This window comes from Arthrobacter sp. MMS24-S77 (genome assembly GCF_054888235.1).
The window spans coordinates 2,324,230-2,341,554 of record NZ_JBTZRN010000001.1; the positions used below are offsets into that span (position 1 = coordinate 2,324,230).

At 64.0% G+C, this 17,325-nt stretch carries 18 protein-coding genes; 6 read left to right on the forward strand and 12 right to left on the reverse strand.

All coding sequences use genetic code 11. The annotated features are described in order from the left end of the window. Positions 1-33: 33 nt before the first annotated feature. Entirely contained in the window at positions 34-381 is a 348-nt protein-coding gene (locus ACX5I4_RS10610; protein WP_461836627.1) for a VOC family protein, read from the forward strand. A gap of 42 nt (positions 382-423) precedes the next feature. Further along, the gene (locus ACX5I4_RS10615) at positions 424-1,437 is read left to right on the forward strand and encodes an isopenicillin N synthase family dioxygenase (RefSeq protein WP_461836628.1); all 1,014 of its coding nucleotides are present in this window, start codon (positions 424-426) and stop codon (positions 1,435-1,437) included. A 41-nt stretch (positions 1,438-1,478) separates the two neighbouring features. Here the strand turns inward: ACX5I4_RS10615 and ACX5I4_RS10620 are convergent, their stop codons facing one another. The 10 genes from ACX5I4_RS10620 to ACX5I4_RS10665 all read right to left on the reverse strand — a co-directional run bounded on the left by ACX5I4_RS10620 (position 1,479) and on the right by ACX5I4_RS10665 (position 11,609). Continuing rightward, a complete protein-coding gene (locus ACX5I4_RS10620) occupies positions 1,479-2,477 on the reverse strand; it encodes an aldo/keto reductase family protein (protein ID WP_461836629.1) in 999 nt (332 codons plus the stop codon). Positions 2,478-2,516: 39 nt separating this feature from the next. Then, on the reverse strand, positions 2,517-3,566 hold the full coding sequence (locus tag ACX5I4_RS10625) for a LacI family DNA-binding transcriptional regulator (protein ID WP_461836630.1): 1,050 nt from the start codon (positions 3,564-3,566) through the stop codon (positions 2,517-2,519). A 125-nt stretch (positions 3,567-3,691) separates the two neighbouring features. Beyond that, the gene (gene fdxA, locus ACX5I4_RS10630; protein WP_461836631.1) at positions 3,692-4,003 is read right to left on the reverse strand and encodes a ferredoxin; all 312 of its coding nucleotides are present in this window, start codon (positions 4,001-4,003) and stop codon (positions 3,692-3,694) included. A gap of 6 nt (positions 4,004-4,009) precedes the next feature. After that, positions 4,010-5,485 (reverse strand): aldehyde dehydrogenase family protein, encoded by a 1,476-nt coding sequence (locus tag ACX5I4_RS10635; RefSeq protein ID WP_461836632.1) that lies wholly within the window; start codon positions 5,483-5,485, stop codon positions 4,010-4,012. 62 nt (positions 5,486-5,547) lie between these two features. Then, entirely contained in the window at positions 5,548-6,333 is a 786-nt protein-coding gene (locus ACX5I4_RS10640; protein WP_461836633.1) for an SDR family oxidoreductase, read from the reverse strand. Then, positions 6,333-7,265: a dihydrodipicolinate synthase family protein gene (locus tag ACX5I4_RS10645; protein ID WP_461836634.1), complete on the reverse strand. Its 933-nt coding sequence runs from the start codon at positions 7,263-7,265 to the stop codon at positions 6,333-6,335. Before ACX5I4_RS10645 ends, ACX5I4_RS10640 begins: the two co-directional genes overlap by 1 nt. Positions 7,266-7,322: 57 nt before the next feature. After that, complete coding sequence (locus ACX5I4_RS10650) at positions 7,323-8,123, reverse strand: enoyl-CoA hydratase-related protein (protein WP_461838694.1); 801 nt, start codon at positions 8,121-8,123, stop codon at positions 7,323-7,325. An 8-nt stretch (positions 8,124-8,131) separates the two neighbouring features. Next, positions 8,132-9,397, reverse strand: coding sequence for a CaiB/BaiF CoA transferase family protein (locus ACX5I4_RS10655; protein WP_461836635.1), 1,266 nt, complete (start codon positions 9,395-9,397; stop codon positions 8,132-8,134). Then, a complete protein-coding gene (locus tag ACX5I4_RS10660; protein WP_461836636.1) occupies positions 9,394-10,776 on the reverse strand; it encodes an FAD-dependent oxidoreductase in 1,383 nt (460 codons plus the stop codon). Before ACX5I4_RS10660 ends, ACX5I4_RS10655 begins: the two co-directional genes overlap by 4 nt. 224 nt (positions 10,777-11,000) lie before the next feature. Continuing rightward, a complete protein-coding gene (locus ACX5I4_RS10665; RefSeq protein ID WP_059389980.1) occupies positions 11,001-11,609 on the reverse strand; it encodes a helix-turn-helix domain-containing protein in 609 nt (202 codons plus the stop codon). 492 nt (positions 11,610-12,101) lie between these two features. Here ACX5I4_RS10665 and ACX5I4_RS10670 point away from each other — a divergent pair, with 492 nt between their 5' ends. Together ACX5I4_RS10670 and ACX5I4_RS10675 are read left to right on the forward strand one after the other, a co-directional pair. After that, a complete protein-coding gene (locus ACX5I4_RS10670; protein ID WP_461836637.1) occupies positions 12,102-13,409 on the forward strand; it encodes an MFS transporter in 1,308 nt (435 codons plus the stop codon). A gap of 32 nt (positions 13,410-13,441) precedes the next feature. Then, the gene (locus ACX5I4_RS10675) at positions 13,442-13,939 is read left to right on the forward strand and encodes a cytidine/deoxycytidylate deaminase family protein (protein WP_461836638.1); all 498 of its coding nucleotides are present in this window, start codon (positions 13,442-13,444) and stop codon (positions 13,937-13,939) included. Positions 13,940-14,039: 100 nt separating this feature from the next. Here ACX5I4_RS10675 and ACX5I4_RS10680 read toward each other — a convergent pair whose 3' ends face one another. After that, positions 14,040-16,163: a putative bifunctional diguanylate cyclase/phosphodiesterase gene (locus ACX5I4_RS10680; protein WP_461836639.1), complete on the reverse strand. Its 2,124-nt coding sequence runs from the start codon at positions 16,161-16,163 to the stop codon at positions 14,040-14,042. Then, a complete protein-coding gene (locus ACX5I4_RS10685; RefSeq protein ID WP_461836640.1) occupies positions 16,156-16,482 on the reverse strand; it encodes a YegP family protein in 327 nt (108 codons plus the stop codon). Before ACX5I4_RS10685 ends, ACX5I4_RS10680 begins: the two co-directional genes overlap by 8 nt. 199 nt (positions 16,483-16,681) lie before the next feature. On the opposite strand from ACX5I4_RS10685, the gene ACX5I4_RS10690 reads away from it, so the two are divergent. After that, complete coding sequence (locus ACX5I4_RS10690; RefSeq protein WP_461836641.1) at positions 16,682-16,939, forward strand: DUF6458 family protein; 258 nt, start codon at positions 16,682-16,684, stop codon at positions 16,937-16,939. 47 nt (positions 16,940-16,986) lie between these two features. Next, complete coding sequence (locus ACX5I4_RS10695) at positions 16,987-17,325, forward strand: YciI family protein (RefSeq protein ID WP_461836642.1); 339 nt, start codon at positions 16,987-16,989, stop codon at positions 17,323-17,325.

Genomic DNA, 17,325 nt, shown 5'->3' on the forward strand with positions numbered 1-17,325 from the left:
CCTACTCATGGCGGAAGGGGAGAGGAAACAGCGATGGCGGGCATTGTGAACTATTTCGAAGTCGGATCGCCCGATCCGGATAGCGCGCGAACCTTCTACGGCTCACTCTTCGACTGGACATTTGGTGAGTCCTCGCCCGCTGGTTACCAGATGGTGAATGGCGACAAGGGCGGTCTATGGAAGACCACCTCGCTGGGGGAATCGTCATGGGCGATCTTCTACGTGCAAGTCGACGATGTGAAGGCCGCTATCGCCAAGGCCGAGTCGCTCGGTGCGAGTGTGGCACTCCCGTTCGTTGACAACGGCGCTATCGAGTTCGCGCACCTCCTGGACCCGCACGGCAACCGTTTTGGCGTGTGGCGTCCCAAGATGCCGGCTTGAGGCGACGTCGCCCGCCACATTCGATGAAAAGGACGAAGTGCATTGACACTCGATACATTGCCGGTACTCGATCTTTCACTGTTGAATGCCGGACCAGACGAGGCGGCCCGGTTCCGTGACCAACTGCGCAATGCCATGCACGAGGTTGGCTTTCTCTACCTGGCCGGGCACGGCATCCCGCAGGAGTTAACGGACGCTATTCTCGATGTGTCGCGCCGCTTCTTCGAGCTGCCGGAAGAAGAAAAACTCGCGATCGAGAATGTCCACAGCCCACAGTTCCGCGGCTACACCCGCGTAGGCGGCGAGCTCACCGACGGTGGAGTCGATTGGCGCGAGCAGATCGACATCGGCGTCGAGCGCGACATTGTGGAGCCGGGTCCGGACGTTGCGGACTATTGGCGTCTGGAGGGGCCCAATCTGTGGCCAACTGCGCTCCCGGAAATGCGGGGGATTGTCTCAGAATGGACTGAACGGCTGAGTGCCATTTCCCTCACCCTACTGCGGGCCCTGGCGGTTTCCCTGGGGGCGCCCGGGGACACCTTTGATGCCGCGTTCGCCGCACATGCTTTCCCGGTGCTCAAGATTGTGCGATATCCGGGGGAATCCAACCCCGAACCCAAACAGGGGGTCGGGTCCCACCGCGACGGGGGCGTGCTGACGCTCCTCCTCGTGGAGCCCGGAAAGGGCGGCCTCCAGGTCGAGTATCAAGGGAAGTGGATCGACGCGCCCCAAGTCCCCGGAACATTCGTGGTCAATATCGGCGAAATGCTGGAACTGGCCACGAACGGCTACCTCAAAGCGACCCTGCACCGCGTGATCTCACCTCTTCGAGGCACTGACCGGATTTCCCTGCCGTTTTTCTACAATCCGGCGCTGGACGCGAGAATGCCGCAGCTCGCGGTGAGCCCGGAGTTTCAAGCGAAGGCGCGCGGCCTTTCGGTGGATCCGACGAACAGCCCGATTCTTGAAACCTACGGTGACAACGCCCTCCGCTACCGGCTTCGGGCACACCCGAACGTCGTCGCGGCCCAGCACGCTGACCTGCTGACAGGCTGATGGCGTGTCTGGATCCTCTTCGGCAGGCTATCCACGCCCGTTTAGGGGCGCGTGGTGAAGGATTCGACCTTAGCCGGGTCGCGTTCAGTGACAGGGTCGAGGATCGTGTCGATCCGGGCCAGCAGCTCCGGATCCAGTTTGATTCCGACGGCGGTGGCGTTGTCCACGAGCTGATCGGGTCGGGATGCTCCCACGATGGCAGCTGAGACGTTGCTGTTCTGCAAGACCCAGGCCACGGCGAGGGCGGCCATGGACAAACCTGCTTCCTCCGCGACCGGTTTCAGCGCCTGAACCCGTTCGAGTACTTCGGGGCGCATGAACTTGTGCTCGGTCTTCAGCCCGCCTTCCTCCGTCGCGAACCGGGAGGCCGACGGCGCGTCCTGGCCTGGGATGTATTTGCCGGTGAGAACCCCTTGGGCAAGGGGAGACCAGCAGATCTGGCCCAGGCCCAGTTCCTGGCTGGCTGGGACCACTTCTTCCTCGATGACGCGCCACAGCATGGAGTATTGCGGCTGGTTGGAGATGAGGTGTACTCCCAGCTCTTTGGCGAGTTTGGCACCAGCCCGAATTTCATCAACCGTCCATTCGGAGACGCCGATGTAAAGCGCCTTGCCTGCCCGGACGATGTCCGCGAAAGCCTGCATTGTCTCTTCGAGCGGGGTTTCGTAGTCGTAGCGGTGGGCCTGGTAAAGGTCGACGTAGTCCGTGCCGAGGCGCCGCAGGGAACCATTGATGGACTCCATGACGTGTTTGCGGGACAGGCCGCGGTCGTTCTTGCCTTCGCCGGTGGGGAAGTAGACCTTGGTGAAGATCTCCAAGCCTTCGCGGCGCACGCCTTCGAGTGCTTGGCCGAGAGCTGTCTCGGCGCGGGTGCCTGCATAGGCATCGGCGGTGTCGAAGGTGGTGATGCCCAGGTCGAGGGCCTGGCGGACGCATGCGTTGGCGGCGTCCTGGTCGATCTGCTCTCCGTGGGTGACCCAGTTCCCGTAGGCCAGTTCACTGATGTACATGCCGGATGAGCCGAGTTTGCGGTATTCCATGGCGTGCCTTTCCTTTGTCAGGTGGTTTCTGTCAGGTGGTTATGCGTTTTCCTGGGGGACTGCGGTCCTGTTTCGAAGCGGCCGTGGGGGCGCAGTGCTTCCCCTGACTACCAAGGTTGCCGGGACGGTGACTGTGGTGGTGGCCGCGCCAGATGCCTGGAGCGCAGAGACCAGAAGGCGTGCTGCTTCGGCCCCTTGCCGGGTCACGGAGTGGTCCATGGTTGTCAGGTCGAGGAGACCGGAGAGCTCGTGGTTGTCGAAGCCGAGCACTGACATGTCGCCGGGGACGCTGATCCCCGCACCGCGGAGCGTCACGAGTACGCCGAATGCCATTTCGTCGGAAGCGACGAAAACAGCCGTCGGCGGGACCTCGGCGCACAGCAAGCGCGCCATGGCAGTGGATCCGCCTGTGGTCGTGTTCTCTTCGAAAACCTCGTACTCGGGGCGCTGATCGAGGCCCGCTTCGCTGAGGGCGTCGCGGTAGCCAAGCAACCGCTGCGCCGGGGGAACGCCGCCCAGCGTGCTGCCGGCTGGCTGTTGGATGCCGATGAAAGCGATCCGATCGTGTCCCAGGTTCAGCAGATGGCGGACGGCGGAGCGGCCTGCGCCCCTGTCCTCCACACGTACACACGGTATACCCGGTTGCTCGGAGCCTAGGACGGCCAAGGGAAGCCCCTGCGCCGTGAGGGCCGCTAGCTCTGCCGGCGTTGGCTGCAGGGCCAAGATGAGGACGCCGTCGGCGCGGCCCGGCAATGCGGGTTCGTCGAAGAATCTGCCGCGCGTGCCCGCATCGGCCAGTTCATACAGCAGGACATCGTAGCCGGCCTCGCGCAGGACGCCGCCGGCGGCCGCGAGGACCTGGCCGAAAAACCACTTGGACAGGCTGGGAGTGACGATCGCAACCGTGCGCGTCTTGCCCGTGGCAAGCCGGGATCCGGCCAGTGAGGGTACGTAACCGAGTTCTTGAGCTACACTTTGCACGCGCTTGCGGGTCTTTTCGGAGATGCCGGGCACGTTTCGAAGGGCTCGGGATACCGTTGAAACTGATACACCCGCCAGCTCGGCCACAGCATCTACGGAGGAAGTCATGGGCATCAAGATATCCCGGGGCGATCTCAATCGCAAGCGCTTGCGAAAAGTTGTGACCTACAAAAGGTCACGCCCCTGGAGGGGTCATTTGATCCCCTCCAGGGGCGGCAAACCAAAGCCACACGCTACGCAACGTGCCCCGCAACCACCTCGTGGTCCCGCCCGAGGTTCCCCAGCGCCGATCCCCCTTGCGGGGATCCGAGTTCCTCGAAGAACTCGACGTTGGCCCGGACGTAGTCGGCCCACTCATCCGGAACGTCGTCCGAGTAGTAGATCGCCTCGACCGGGCACACGGGATCGCAGGCGCCGCAGTCCACGCACTCGGATGGATGGATGTAGAGCGAGCGTTCGCCTTCGTAGATGCAGTCCACCGGGCACTCGTCGATGCAGGCCTTGTCCTTGACGTCCACGCAGGGCTGCGCGATCACGTACGTCATGGTGTGCTACACACCCGTGTAGACGGTCTTGCCCCAGGTGAAGAAGTCCAGTGCGGACTTGCCCTGTTCGCGGAAGGTGTTGGTGGAGGAGTCCTTCACGCCACCGAACGGCACGTTCAAGTCCAGGCCGGCGGTGGGACGGTTTACCTTGATCACTCCGGCCTGCGCCCGCGCGGCGAAGTCCGTAGCCAGAGCCAGGGAATCGGTACAGATTCCTGCGGTGAGGCCGTAGCGGGAATGGTTGATCGCGGCCAAGCCTGCCTCGTAATCCGGAACCTCAAGGACTGCAACCACCGGCCCGAAGATTTCCTCCGTCACGGCAGCGTCGTCAAACGGGAGGTCGGTGAGCACAGCCGCCGGGAATAACAGCGCACCGGAGGAATCGCCGTCGTACTCTCCGTGCAGGAGGGTGGCGCCGCGTTCGACGGCGGTGCGCACCGCTGCCTGGTCCTGCTCGAACTGCTGGCTGCTCACCACAGCGCCCATCTTGGCGCTGCCGAGCCCGTCACCGGCGGTGTACTTGGCCGCCTCAGCAACAAGGGCTTCGAGGAAGGCGTCGCGGACGCCTGGGGTGACGTAGGCGCGGGACGTTGCCGTGCACGCCTGGCCCGTGAGTCCGAACGCGCCGGCTGCGACTACGGCGGCGGCCTTCTGCGGATCGGCGTCATCGAGGACCAGGACGCCGTTCTTGCCACCCATTTCCAGCTGGACGCGGGCGCGGCGGGCATTCAGGATTTCCTGGAGTCCGAGCCCCACTTTGGTGGATCCGGTGAAGGACAGCCCGGCGATGCGGGGATCGCGAGCCAAGGCGTCGCCCACCACGCGGCCTTTGCCGTGCACCACGTTGAAGACTCCTGCCGGAAGCCCGGCGTCCTGCAAGGCGTGGGCAAGGTGCGTCGCGGAGAGCGGGGTGAGTTCGGCAGGCTTGACGACCACCGCGTTCCCGCTGATGAGTGCGGGAGCGGCCTTCCATGCCGGGATAGCGATGGGGAAGTTCCAAGGAGTGATAAGCCCGACGACGCCGAGCGGCTCGCGCCGGGTGGTGATGGTGGTGTCCGGGAGGCCGCTGGGAAGTACTTCGCCGGTGGCGGCCCAGCCGAGGGAGCCGAAGAAGCGCAGCACGTCCGAGGCGCGCTTGACCTCTCCCTTGGCTTCGGCGAGGGTTTTGCCTTCCTCGCGGACGAGGTCCTCGGCGATCGCGCTTTGGCGATCTTCCAGCAGCTTGCCTGCGTTCATGAGGATGGCGCCGCGGGCCGGGGCGGGGAGGGCCGCCCACGCCGGTTGGGCGGCGGCAGCGGCAGTGATGGCCGCGTCGACGTCGGCGGCGGTGCCCCGAGGGGAGAGGGCAGCGAGCTCATCCGGGCGGGCCGGGTTGATTCGCTGGATTTCGGGCTCTCCGGTCCATTCGCCGTTGATCAGGTGCTGCGCTGCGGCAACATCCTGGCGGGTGGAGGTTGCGGATTCGGTGGCGGTGGAAGTCATGGTAATCCTTTGGCTTTTGCAGTAGGGATGGGCAATGGGGCTGTTCGGGAGGCGATCAGGGCCTAGAGGCTCCGGATCAGGCCACCGTCGCAGCGAAGCGCGACGCCGGTGATGTACGAAGCGGGGGCGCTGCAGAGGAAGGCGCCGGCGGCGCCGAACTCCTCCGGTTCGCCGTAGCGTCGGGCAGGGATGGTCTTGCGCGACTCGAGTTGGATTTCCTCCGGTGTGGTGCCGCGGCGTTTAGCCGCCGCCCGGTCCAGTTCGGCGACGCGGTCGGTTGCGATGCGTCCTGGCAAGAGCATGTTGACTGTGACGGCGTCGAGGGCCACTTCCGCTGCAAGCGTCTTGAGGTAACCGGCCAACGCTGCACGGCCTGTGTTGGAGACGGCGAGGTTGGGCAAGGGTGCCACAACGCCGCTGGATCCGATGGCCAGGATCCGTCCCCAGCGCCGTTCCCGCATCCCCGGCAGGATCTTGGAGACAAGCGCATGGTGCGGCTTCACCAGCAGCTCGAACGCCGCCGCGATGTCGTCGGCGCCAAGGCTGGCGGCCGCCCCGGGCTTGGGGCCGGGGCCGTTGAGCACGAGGATGTCGATGGGGCCGAGCAGATCCACGGCGCGTTCGACGGCGGCGGTCACTCCGTCCGCGGTGCTCAGGTCGGCCTCGACAGCCACGGCGCTGTGGCCGTCAGCCTGCAGCTCCGCCGCGATCTTCTCGGCCAGTTCGCCACGCCGGCCCGTGATGGCCACACGGACGCCTTCGGCCGCGAGTCCGCGGGCGACGGCTAGTCCCAGTCCTCCTGTGGAGGCGGCGACGAATGCGGTCTTGCCGCTGATTCCGAAGTCCATCAGAGCCTTCCTGCTGTGTGGGCGGTTGGGGTAAGGGAGAGATCCAAGGCCCGGGCCGCTTCAGCCAGGTGCGTCAGCATTCCGTTCCTGAGGACCTCCGGGAAAGGAGCCGCGGGCGGGCGGACACCGGAGTCCTTGATGAAGCCCCGCTCACGGAAGCATTCTTTCCGGACCGCCAAGGCAATCCGGGCCTGCTGCTCGAAGTTGATGAGCGGCAAATACGGAAGCAGTGCGTCCCGGGCAGCGTCGTAACCGCCCGATTGCCAGGCACCGACGCAAGCCATGAGGGCTTCCGGGTAGGAGAACCCCGTCATGGCGCCGGCTGCGCCGGCCACCAATTCGTCCAGCAGCCCTTGACCTCCCAGCCCGCCGAACACTGAAACGTCGACGGCGGCCGCCAGGTGGGCGATGGCCACACTGGTGGGCGGGGCCTCGGCCTTGACCGCGATAACGAACTTGCAGGCCTGGACCACGTAAATGAGTGCTTCCGTGCTGATGCTGACTCCGCTGGCCACCGGGTAGTCCTGCAGGACCACCTTGGCGCCGGTGGACTGGTGGATGGCGTTGAGGTGTGCGATGACAACCTCCGGCCGGGCCGAATTTGCCTGCACCATGACGGCGGCGAGCCGGTCTCCGGCCACGGCCTGGGCAGCGCGGATTTCTTCGACTGCCGTGCCCGTGAAGAGCGAGGTCACACCCACCACGAGAGGCAATTGGGTTTCTTCGACCACCACTTCCAGCACCAGGCTGCGCTCCGATGCTGTTAGGGCGGCGGCCTCGCCGAAAACACCCAGGACAGTCAGGCCCGTTGCGCCGATGGATTCATAGTGCTCCACCAACTGGGCCAGGCTGTCGGTGTCCAGATCGAGGGTGCTGCCCTGGAATGGCGTGGCAACGACGCCCCACACGCCGGGTGTCAGTGATTCCCGCATTGGATTGTCCTTCCGTTCATGCTGAAGTTCGGTGTCTTGCATTTGTTCGTGCCGCATCTAGCGGCCCGGCCACACCGGCGGGCGCTTTTCCTGGAAGGCGCGCACGCCTTCGGCGGAGTCTTCGCTGTCGAGTGCGGCCATGAGCGCTGGCAGCCTGAGGCCGCGGGCTTCCACCGCGCTCAGGTGGCCGGTCCTGCTGACCATTTGCTTGACGGCGCGGACGGAGCTGGGCGCACAGGCGAGGATCTGGTTCACCCAGCGCCGCACCGCGGCGTCGAGCTCCTCCGCGGGAACCACTTCGTTGACCAGGCCCATCGATTGCATTTCCGCAGCCTCGGCCTTGCGGCCTGTGAGGAGCATGCCCATCGCTTGCGTGTAGGGGACGCGGCGCACCAGCTGGTGGATGCCGCCGTCGAGCGCCAAGCGCCCGACCCGCGGTTCGGTGAGGCCGAAGCTGGCCGTGTCCGCGGCGACGACGATGTCGGCGCCGAGGACGATCTCCATGCCGCCGCCCAGCGCGTACCCGTTCACGCGGGCAATGACCGGAATGTCCAGGCTCGTGCGCAGGCTCAGTCCGCCGAAACCGTTGGGGTCAAGCTCCGCCCAGTACTGCAGGCCGGTCTTGTCGACGGCAGAGGCGGACATGTCCGCCCCGACGCAGAACGCCCGCGTTCCGGCGCCCGTGATAACGACGGCGCGAACGTCAGGATCGGCTTCGATCTGGTTCCAGATGTCATTGAGCCGGGCCTGGGCGCTCCCGTCGACGGCGTTGAGCACGTGCTGACGGTCGATCACCACCGTGGCCACGTGGTTCTCGATGGTCAGGGTGACCTGGTCAACGATCTTCTTCTCATCCATCGAAACAGTCACCGGAGGACCCCCAACTTCTGCAGGCGCTCGATGGCTTCGGCGTCGAATCCGTTTTCCAACAGGACCTCGACGTTGTGCTCGCCGAGCCGCGGCGCCACGCGGCGGACTGAAGGCGGCGTCGCAGACAGGCGAATCGGGGCATTGAGCATCTTCACGGTGCCGACGCCCGGGTGCTCGGCTTCCACGATCATGCCGTTGGCCTCGGTCTGGGCATCGGCGAGGGCCTGTTCCAGGGTGTGGACGGGTGCGTTGAGCAGGCCTTGGCTCTCCAGCTGGTTGGTCCAGTACTCGGTGGTGTTCGTGGCGATGCGTTCCCGGAAGATCGCTTGCAGGGCCGGCTTGTGCTTGAACTGCTGCTCCAGGTTGGCGAACTCCGGCCGCTGCGTGAGGTCCTCGTCCAGGCCCAGCGCTTCGGAAATCCGTGCGAGCGGGTCGGGCGTGAAGCCGCCCACCATGCAGACGGCGCCGTCGGTGGTTTCAAAGACGCCGCTCAGCGGCATGGCGCCCCAATTGACTTCGTAGCCGCGGTTGAGCTGCATGCACGCCTCCTGCATCTGCAGGTGAAGCATGGAGTCGTACATCGTCACCTCGACCTTTTGCCCGACGCCGGACGCCTCCCGGGTGCGCAAGGCCAGCAGGATGCCCTGCATGAGGTGCATGCCCGTGATGTAGTCGCACAGCGTAGTGGGGTAGATGGCCGGCTTCACGTCGTCCGACTCGCGCCGCCACATCACGCCGGAGTAGGCCTGGGCGATCGCGTCCTGGCCGCCCTTGTGGGAGTACGGCCCAACCGGGCCGAAGCCAGTGCCGGAGGCCCAGATGATGCCCGGGTTCCCGGCCTTGAGTTCCTGGTAGCCGAAGCCCATCCGCTCCATCACGCCGGAACGGAAATTGCTGACGACGACGTCGGCGTCGGCCATGACCCGGCGGAGGACGGCCTTGCCCTCGTCGGTGCGGGTATCCACGGAAACGCTGCGCTTGTTCCGGTTGATGGACAGGAAGATGGGATTGTCCTGGCCGTCCTTGTCCGGGAACGAGTTGCGCGAGATATCGCCGGCGCCCGGGCGTTCCACCTTGATGATGTCCGCGCCGTAGTCGCCCAGGAGCTGGGTGCAGGACGGTCCCATGAACACCTGGGTGAAGTCCACGATCTTGATGCCGTCGAGGGGGAGCGGGACTCCGTTGGGCTTGGCAGCGGCGGCGGGCGCCGCCGTCGTGGTTTCGCTCAGAACGTTCTCATCGAGAAGGGTGTCGGTGCTCATGCCCCCACCACCGCTTCGCTGTCGACGGTAGCGTTCGACGACGGGACGTCGCCCGGGTCTGCGCCGTGCCGGCGCATGCCCTGCTGGATGTCCAGCGCGGAAACGTCGCGGACGAGGGTGCCGTTTTCGACCGCCAGCGCCGCGGCAACGCCGACTGCCTGGCCCATGGCCATGCAGGGCGGGATCTCGCGGGACATCTTCTGCGCTTCCGGGGTGGCCGAGTAGTGGCGGCCGGCGACGAGCAGTTGGTCCACTTCCTTGGGAAGCAGCGAGCGGTACGGGTAGTAGTAATCGCGGCCGCGGGCCACGGTGTCCGCGAAGTGGCGGCGGGAGGTGACGTCGTCCTTCGTCATGACGTATTCGCCCTCGAGCAGGCGGGTCTGCCGTACGCCCATCTGGGACGCGACGTCGAGCATATAGCAGTTCGCAAAGCCGGGCAGGTGGGCGCGCACATACTCCACGGCCTCACTGATCCGGTCACGTGCGGCAAACTCGGCGGCTGTCATGTCCGCGGGGTCCACGCCGTCGTACCCGGTCATGTGGGGAGCGTTGCACCAGACGACGCCGTCGATGGGGGTCTTGAGCCACCACAGTTCCCAGGCACCGCCAAGGAGCCGCTTGATGGTGCGGTTGATGGCGCGGGCTTCCTTCGGGTTGGCCTGCTCGAAAGCCACCGCGGCGGCTGTGTTTACGTTGCCGAGGCGGAAGACGAGGGTGGTGAGGTAGCTGTCCTTGATGTGGCTGGCGCCGGCACGGGAGGCGACGTCGATGTCTCCCGTCGTGTCGATGACGATGTCCGCCATGAACGCCTGCGGGCCGGACTTGGTCTCGCAAATGACGCCCTTGATGACGCCGTTGTCCACGATCGGACGGGAGAACCACGAATGCAGGCGGAGGTTGACTCCGGCTTCGCGGACGAGGTCGTTGGAGACCCGCTTCCAGCCGTCGGGATCGAAGGCCGCTGCATAACAGATCGGCTTGGGGTTGGTGTGGGAGTGGAAGTCGAAGGTGCCGTAGCGGCCCCACTTGTTCCAGAGTTCCTCGGAGGTCTTGCGGTCATCGGCAGGCGGGACAATCGCCAGGCCGAGCTTCTGCAGCCGTTCCACGTACTCCGAAACGATGCCGGTGACCGTGATTTCCTGGCCGTTGATCATGTCGTCGAGCACCAGGACCATCCCTCCGGAGGCAAGTCCACCGAGCGAGGAGTAGCGCTCCAGGAGTGTGACGGATGCGCCGGACCGTGCTGCGGTGACCGCGGCGGCCACGCCAGCGGGACCACCGCCGACCACGAGGACGTCGGAGCGGGAGATGACGGGTGCGGTGAGGTCCGCCGTCGTCGTACTGAGTTCCAGTGACGATGTGGTGGCAAAGGAGTTCATGGAGGATCCTTACTTCCCGGCGGGCATGCCGTTGGAACGGTTGCCGGGGTATAGACGGGGTGCTCAGGAGGAGCCCGCTGCGATGCACGGAGCGGACCAGGCCTGGCGGAGGGCATGACGAGTAGAGGTCCCGGGGACCTGGACACGGAAAGTTGAGATGTTTGCGAACGGACGTCCAAGGGTCCGTACGTGTATGGGAGCGAGCGGCGGCTAGCGCCGGCTGGTCACCATACGTGCGGGGCGTTGACCCAAATAGCTACGCATACCTCTTCGTAGCTGTTTTTGTACCAGTGAGGCGTATCCGAGGAGAAGGTGATCGAATCGCCCGCCTCTAGCGTGTAGCACTCACCGTCGAGGAAGATGTCCTTCTTTCCCGACAAGATGATGCCGAACTCCTCGCCGCTGTGGCGGAAAGGGGTGGCGCTGGTGTCGTGGCCTGGCGGACTCACGATCCATTGGGCCTCCAAGGCGCCATTGAGGTCCGGGGTCAGGAGCTCATAGACTGCCTCTCCCACGGACTTCTTGGTGACGCCTTTGAGGTTTCGCCGCTCGGACTTACGGACAACCGGCGACCTGGTTTCTTCCTGGCCGAGGAAGAACTTCCCCACGGGAATGTCCAGGCCATGAGCCAACTGCGCCAAGGTGGTGAATGATGGGTTGGCCAGCCCACGTTCGATCTGGCTGACGATCGCCGGGCTGAGACCGGTGATTTCCGAGAGTTTGGACAGGGTCATCCCCTTGTCCTTGCGCATCGTGCGGACCTTGTTGCCGACAGTTGCAAGAAGTGCGCTCGTGCCGGCCGGTGAGGATGCCGTGATGATCTCGTTGGTCATGATCCAACTTTCTCTCGGTGAGCTGACTCACATAACTATAGTGAAAAATTTTAGCGAATCAATGGTTCGGTGAAGATTTCTTCGGGAGAGGTATTTCTCAAAAAGCATTGACCTGGTGAAAATCTTCAATATAGTTATGTGAGTCGCATCACCTGGGGAAGTTCGCTGCACGATCAGAAACGTGGGCACTTTCATCCTTCTGGCGGAAGGTCCAGCCCGCCTACGTCCATCTTCGTGTTCTCCATACTGATGCTGAGACATCCAAGCAAACCGTCCAAGCTCCTTGTTGCCGGGCTGGATGTCGTCGTTTGCATTCGAGCGCTACGAAGAGGCACGCGTAGCTATCTGGGCTAACTCGCCTCCCATGAGGTGAGCTGGTGCGGCCCTGCCGAACCAAGCCAAAATGATAGTTTCGATCACTTGCCACCCTCTGGGCAGCAATGGTGATCCGTACCCTCACGCACCGCGAAGGTGCGGAGGAAGGAAAGAATCATGACTGACACTATTGTCAAGAATGGCTCGGAGAGCGCCCGGAAGTCCCGGCTCTCTCCTGAAATCCGCCGTGGGCTGCTGGGCCTCGGACTCGGGAACACCCTTGAGTGGTATGACTGGATGGTCTTCGGACTGCTGTCGGCCTTCATCGGACCAAAGTTCTTCCCTTCCCAGGACCCCACCGCCGCAACCCTTAACGCCCTGGCGGTCTTCGCCGTCGGCTTCGCGTTCCGTCCGCTGGGAGGCGTCCTGCTCGGTACCTTCGCCGACAGGATCGGCCGTCGAAAAGTGATGCTCTGGTCCATCATGATGATGGCCATCACCACGCTGATCATCGCTTTGTGTCCGACGTACCAGCAGATCGGCGGCGCTGCCGGTGTCATCCTCTTGGTCTGCCGCGTTGTGCAGGGTATCTCCACGGGCGTTGAAGCTCCCCTTTCCACCGCCCACGCCGTCGAGCTGGTACCGGTGGGACGCGAGGGGTTCGTCGCGGGGATCATCTCCTTCTTCGTCAACTCGGGCATTCTCCTCGCCTCGCTGGTCAGCTACCTGTGCAGCCTGATGCTGAGTGGGGCCGTCATGGCTGACTGGGGTTGGCGTGTTCCCTTCATCGTGGGGGCCATCTTCGGTTTCGTCGTGGTCTACCTTCGCCGGACCCTTCCGGAAACCATGCGGCCGGAGGAGCTGGCCGAAAACTCCTCGTCGAAAACGGTCTGGGGCGGGGTAGGCAAGCATTGGCTGAGCGTGCTGGCCATTACGTTCGTCGTCGGAGCGGCCCAGGCCTACAACTACGCCTGGAACACGGGACTCCCCACCGCGGCCCGTAGCAGCTTCAAGGAAGACGCCACCGCTGTCTTCGCCCTCACCACCGTACTTGGCGCGGTCCTGGTAGTCGGCAGCCTGGTAGTGGGCAAACTTGCCGATGGCAGGTCGATTTCCAAATGGTTCCTGATCACTCGCGCGTTGTCCATTCCTTCCGTCTTCCTGATGCTTATGTACGTGCGCCCAGGCATCGGTGGATTTGCTGCGGTCCTCCTGGGCGGCTCGGTGGTCCTGGTCCTGAACATGACCCTCTACAACGTGGTCACCAGTTCTCTGATGCCGAAGTCCTGCCGTGGCGCCGGAACCGCCCTCGGATACGGAATTGGCGTCGCCCTCTTCGGCGGCACGGCCTCATACCTCCTGGTTTGGCTCCAGTCCCTGAATGCCGCCTGGATCTTCCCGGTTTACGTGGCCGCCCTGTCGCTGCTGAGCATTGTGTTCTACGTGCTGGCGCGTCGGAAGAACGGCATCTTCATTGGAAGGTAGGACGCTCGTGATCACCTGCCAGCAAGGCTGCGATGGCTCCGGAGGTGTACGTGATCTCCTTTGAACTCAGCGAGTCCGATCTGGAGCTTTACCACGCAGCCCGTCAGCTGCTCCTGCAGGCACATCACAGCGAGAACCACCGAGTTGCCGCTGCTATGCGAGGAGCGTCAGGTGCCATCTACCTCGGCCTCCACCTAGGCTCCAAGCGGATCAACGTGTGTGCCGAATCCAGCGCCCTCGCCAACGCCCGTATTGCGCAGGAAGCATCGATCCACACGGTCGTTGCCGTCAGCATGGATGAACGCGGAGAACCCCAAGTCACCAACCCTTGCGGCGTTTGCCGGGAACTGATGCGCAACTACGGGACCGAGACGTCTGTCCTGGTTGATTCCGGGGGAGAGGTCGGAACTGTCAGTCTTGAGGACCTCCTGCCCTATCCCTGGATGCGGGCCACCGAAACAGAATGGACCACCCTTCCGCCGGGCACCGGGACACACGACCTGGGGTCAGTCGAGCTGAAGGCTCGCTAGAGTGCGATGCGAAGGGGCCGGGACTCTTTGAGTCCCGCCTCTTTGCAAGCGATTCGTGCCCGCCCGGTAGGGCCTGGGTATGACTAGGGACAGGGTATGACTAGGAACCCTCCTGTCGGAGGGTTTTGATGCGTTCCGTGGCATGTTCAATGGCTGCTGCGAGCTCCTCGGGTGGCACCGGCCGCGCAAACAGGTAGCCCTGGAGGGAATGGCAGCCGAGGCGCAGCAAGTGCCGGGCCTGTTCCGGGGTTTCCACACCCTCTGCGGTGATGCGGTGTCCGAGGTGGTGGGCCATGGCGCTCATCGATGTCAGGATCGGAAGATCCTCCACTCCGCTGTGTATGACAGAAACGAAGGTCCGGTCGATTTTAAGGATGTCCACGGGCAGGTCTTGAAGGCGTCCAAGGGAGGAATAGCCGGTGCCGAAGTCGTCCAGGGCCACTCGGATTCCCTGGCGGCGCAGCGTTGCCAGCTGCTCGGTGATATCGGGTGCGGGGTCAAGGAAGACGCTTTCGGTCACCTCCAGGATCAGCTGGCCACCTTTGACTCCTGCGGCGGCCAGCGTACTGAGGACGGTGTCGGCGTATCCCTGTTCGCGCAGCTGGACGGCTGAGACATTCACGGCGACGGCGCGGTTGCTGTTCCCAATGAGCCAGCTCCTGAGCTGGGCGCAGGCCTGGGACAGGACTTCTTGGCCGACCACACTGATCAGCCCGGAACGCTCTGCTGCGGGGATGAATTCCGACGGCGGGGTGAGCCCTTCGGACCGCTCCCAGCGAGCCAGGGCCTCCACCTGCGTGACCGTGGCCGACTCGGCGTCAACGACGGGTTGGTAGTGGACTGTAATTTCTCCGTTGTCGACGGCCGAGCGAAGGCCGGTTTCCATGTCATTGCGAACGAGCAGCGCCGTCATCATGTCGGGATGGAAACGGAGGCATCGGTTCTTTCCAGCTGCTTTCGCCGCATACATGGCAATGTCTGCACGCCGCATCAGGTCCGGGCCATGAAGCTCGGGGTCCGCGCCGGTCAGACCGAGGCTGACCCGGGGGCGTAGCTCACGGCCATGCATCGTAAAGGGGGAGTTCAATGCGGCCATTACATGGGAAGCAATGCGGTCGGGGTCGGGCGTGCGGGTCAGGAGGATGACAAATTCGTCCCCGCCGAGCCGGGCGACGGTGTCGTCCTCGCCTACGCAGCGTCGTAGCCGGCGGCCGATCTCGATGAGCATTTCGTCGCCTGCCTGATGGCCCAGGACGTCGTTGACTTCCTTGAAATCATCCAGGTCCAGGAGCAGTACGTGAATGCCGGAGCGTTCCGTCGAGGCCAGGGCTACTTCAAGCCGGTCACGGAACAAGGCACGGTTGGCCAGCCCCGTAAGGTGGTCGCGGAAGGCAAGGAGCCTCAGTTCTTCGGCCTTCCTGGCGAGTTCCGCCAACGCCGCCCGCGCCTGGTCTTGCGCCTGTATGCGGGCTGTGGTGTCGCGGAAGCTCCAGACGCGTCCAACGATGGTTTCGGCGACCCTCTGGGGCCTTGAATAACGTTCAAAGGTCCGCCCGTCGTGAAAATGCAGCAAGTCCAGGCTCTCCGCTCCCGGATCCGAGTAGAGCTGCTGGACTTTCGCCACGAATGCCTCCGGGTCGGTGAGCTGGTCCAGGACGAAGCCCATGACTTTTCCGTCATCGTGGGAGTCCAGAAGATCCTTGGGGATGCCCCACATGGTCGCGAACCGTTCATTGGAACCGGCGATTCTTCCATCAGCGGTAACAACGAGGATACCGTCGGCCGTTGACTCGAGAGTTGCGCTGACCAGGGACAGCGCCTCGCGCAGCGCTGCATCGCTGCGCTTGCGCTCGCTTACATCCCGGATCGATGCCACAACGTTGGCCGCGTCCGCGGTCACTGGTGCGAGATTGACCTCCATGGGGAACTCCGTGCCGTCGCGCCGCAGGCCGAAAAGTTCCAGGTCTGTCCCCATGTGCCGGGCTTGCACGTCAATGGCGAAAGGCTCTCCCAGGCCCTCATTGTGTCCTTGGAGCCTGCCCGGGAGCAGCGCCCGATAGTGCCGGCCCAGCAACCACTCGCGGCGATATCCGAAAAGACGTTCTGCCGCTGCATTGAAAAAGCGGATGGCACCGCCGGAATCGATCATGAGCAGGGCATCCGGCGACCCCTCCAGCAACTCGCGATAGGACAGGACCGCGGTGCCGACCGACGGCTCACTCATCACGCGGACGATTCGGTTGCGTGGCCCCGTTGTCTGGAAAAGAAGGTTCTTCGAGGCCGGGTCCGGAACGTTGCGGGGCGGCCTCCGGAGGGGCGGGCGAGCCGTCTTCGGTGGTAGGCCCGGAGGTGGACGATTGGCTTGGGCAGAGGTCCGAGATCAGTCCCATTCCCGCCCAGGCGCGCACATCGCGAATCCCTGCAACTGCGGCGGGCTTGTCATCAAACCCTTTCGACACCGCCATCACGGTCCCGTCCGGCGCCTTTAGACGGAACCTGTACCGTGCTTTGGTATCCACATACAGTTCGAACATGCCTGCCATCGTTGACCTCCCCCAGTCAAGGACGATAGTCCTCTACGGACCGTACCGGGCAATGGCCGGAAAAGTAAAGCACCCTTAGTGTCGGCGCCCGCCCCCAAGAGGTTGCCCGATGGGTTGCCGGCGTGTAGTTTGGGCAATGCTAAGTAGGCTTAGCATTACCCGCCGCCGCCGGGCTCGCGGTTCAGCAGGAGGTACAGCAGTGAGAATTGGATCATCCATCTTCCTTATCGCACTAGGTGCCATTCTGGCCTTCGCCGTTGCAGGAGATGTTGTGCCGTACTTCGACCTCCATATGGTCGGTTACATCCTCATGGTGGTCGGCGTCATTGGCTTGATCGTTTCCCTTCTCGTGTTCGGCCCGCGCAGGACCCGCCGCGTCAGCGAAAGCCGCGCTTCCGTTGACCCGGTGACGGGGGAGCGCATCGTTACCAGAGACAGCCGCGACACGGGAATCTAGCTCCACAACCGTTGCTGTCCGGCCCGCCCGCGGGGCACCATCGAGACATGACCAAATACCTCATCTCCTTCCCGAGCGAAGCCATGGTGCTCACCGAAGAGGAGTTCCCGATCGTGTTCGCCGAATCCCACGCTGTGATCGAGGAGGCGAAGGCTGCCGGTGTCTACGTCTTCGCCGGTGGTATCGACGAGGAAGTTAACCCCATACTGGTCTCCGCCGACGGCTCGGTGAGCACCGAGATCTATCCAGGCTCCGAAATCAAGGGTGGGTTCACCGTGCTGGAGCTGCCGACGCGCGGGGACGCGGTCGATTGGGCGAGGAAGATCGCGGTGGCCTGCCGTTGCGCGCAAGAGCTCCGCGAGTTCATGTACGACCCGGAGAGCTAG